3 protein-coding genes are annotated in these 2,118 nt (G+C 45.0%); 1 reads left to right on the top strand and 2 read right to left on the bottom strand.

From position 1 onward, the window contains the following. Nucleotides 1–114, top strand: a 114-nt coding sequence (locus tag J3482_RS22010; RefSeq protein WP_369123492.1) for an IS3 family transposase, incomplete at its 5' end; no start/stop codon positions are given. Between the two features lie 279 nt (nt 115–393). Here the strand turns inward: J3482_RS22010 and J3482_RS19910 are convergent. Both J3482_RS19910 and J3482_RS22005 read right to left on the bottom strand, forming a co-directional pair. Then, a complete protein-coding gene (locus tag J3482_RS19910; RefSeq protein ID WP_206923051.1) occupies nt 394–1,617 on the bottom strand; it encodes an NAD(P)/FAD-dependent oxidoreductase in 1,224 nt (407 codons plus the stop codon). 92 nt (nt 1,618–1,709) lie between these two features. Beyond that, nucleotides 1,710–2,012, bottom strand: a complete 303-nt coding sequence (locus J3482_RS22005; RefSeq protein ID WP_369123491.1) for a PaaI family thioesterase — start codon at nt 2,010–2,012, stop codon at nt 1,710–1,712. Nucleotides 2,013–2,118 lie beyond the last annotated feature (106 nt).

The raw sequence follows: 2,118 nt of genomic DNA, 5'->3' as shown, positions 1-2,118 counted from the left end.
AGGTGGTACAACAACGAGCGGATTCATTCAAGCATTCACTATTTGTCACCCGCAGAATTCCATCGTGAACATGTGAAAAACGGGTTGATGCCGACAAAACCGATCCGCGTTTAAAAGCACGGGAGAAAAATTCCGGATACCGTTCAAGTTTTGTTCGAATCTTAAGTCACTTTCAAAAAACATCGATTGTCCAATAAGAGGGGGTTGATCCGATCACTCCCACCTATGCCTCATCCTATAAACACGACACCGTTTAGTGTCCAATTCATCGTAAGGATACTAAACGGTGTCGTGTCAAACAAGTTACATGGAACCCCATGGGGAATTACTTATAATCACAGCCCGTAAACGTCGATCACCAGGAACATTAAGGTAGATCATTCAACAATTGTATTATACGTGAATCCACTGTTTTCGCTTATATATGAGCGCATGTATCCCCCCTAAATGCATCAGGTACTTTGCCTTTGAGCCGTCCTTCAATGCCAAAGCGGCAAATCCCGAGGTTCGTAGATGTCCAACCTCAGCAACCCCATAATGTGGCCCTAAGGACACGGCAAGTCCATGATGCCGATACACAAATGGTTTTTGATGTTTGCCATGTAAAGCAGCTATGACATTTTTAGCAGCGTGCTGTCCCATTTGTTCAGCGACTTGCCCTGTTTGGGGTACTACAACACCGGTTTTATCCTTATAGTGAGCACAATCTCCAACGATATAAACATCGGGATGGTCTACGGATTGGAGATGTTCATTGACAATCGCTCGGCCCCGCTGGTCAACGCTAAAGCCAGAAGACTCAAGGACTGGATTCGCCGATACGCCTCCAGCCCAAATAAATGTCTGAGTATGAATGGTCTCCCCACCGCTCAGAACAACCGCACACGGTTTCGCCTCTATAACGCGCTCGTTTAGCAGCAATTTGACTTTCCGCTCAAGAAGCTTATCCTTCACGATATCACGCAGTTTTTGATCAATACCTGGTACAATGTCGTCGTGGCTGTGAACAAGAATCAGTTCGAGCCGGTCCCTATTTATATCATTTTCTTCTAAGAGACGAGGTAAGAAATCAGCAAGTTCCCCCATGAGTTCAACGCCCGTGAGTCCACCTCCCCCAATCACAAATCGCAGTAATGTCGAATCTTCGGTTTGGGAATATGACATAACCTTCGATTCGATATGTCGCCGAATTCGCTTCGAGTCTTCCAGCGTGTTAAGAACCAAACTGTGCTCCTTCAAGCCCGGTATACGGAAGAATGCTGTCTGACCTCCCAGCGCAATCATTAACTTACTATACGATAGTATCCCCGCACTGGTCTCAATCAGATGTTCATTTGGATTGATCATCACCACGTTCGTTTTCAAAAATTTTGCCATTGGATCCCGAACAACATCTTCTATCGCAATCGCAAAATTTGATAGGTCCGCTCGCCCACCCGCAGCTTCATGTAACAATGTCTTAAAATAGTGATAGTCATGCTTGTTTAACAATGTAAATGGCGTGTGATGTTTTTGGAACTCGACCGCGGCCGCCATCCCTGCATATCCCGCTCCGACGATCACAATATCTGTATGATCCACTCCAGCTACATCTGCCTCCCAATGACAATCGCTCATCTCCTACAGTCTCCTTTTCTATGTTTGACTAAAATCATCACGTTAGAATCAACAGATTCCTCATTGCGTCTCATGACCACACACAATAGGCACTACTTATTGTATTGTTTATAGAAGTGTGCCAGAGAAGTGGATACCAATTCGTTCCCTTCGTATACGTTCACATGAAACACGATGATAGAACGACTGTTTTGAATCGTAGATACCTCAGCCGACAATGTTTGACCAACGTGTGCAGGCCTTATGAAATCGACGGATATATTCAGAGTTAACGCACGTGCGACAGCGTGATCGACCTTAAATGTGGTCTCAGCCATAGCCGTGTCGATAAAGGCTGTCATTAATCCCCCGTGTAAAATACCATATCGATTTACTAACTCCGCACCCACTTGCATGTGATATATATTGTTTTGGCCAATCCATAATGGCCGAAAGTTGACTGAATTGCCTGTCCAGGAGTTGACGTATATCATGTCCTTATCCTAGGAATGGAAAAGGACG

The sequence above is a fragment of the Alicyclobacillus suci genome, from assembly GCF_017329615.1.
Taxonomy (GTDB): Bacteria; Bacillota; Bacilli; order Alicyclobacillales; family Alicyclobacillaceae; genus Alicyclobacillus; species Alicyclobacillus suci.
Note: the sequence above shows the minus strand (reverse complement) of the source record. Positions and strands in the feature narration are given on the sequence as shown.

What these genes read in the sequence shown, in the direction of transcription:
- J3482_RS19910 (WP_206923051.1), bottom strand. Translation starts at nt 1,617, where the DNA reads ATGAGCGATTGTCATTGGGAGGCAGATGTAGCTGGAGTGGATCATACA.
- J3482_RS22005 (WP_369123491.1), bottom strand. Translation starts at nt 2,012, where the DNA reads ATGCAAGTGGGTGCGGAGTTAGTAAATCGATATGGTATTTTACACGGG.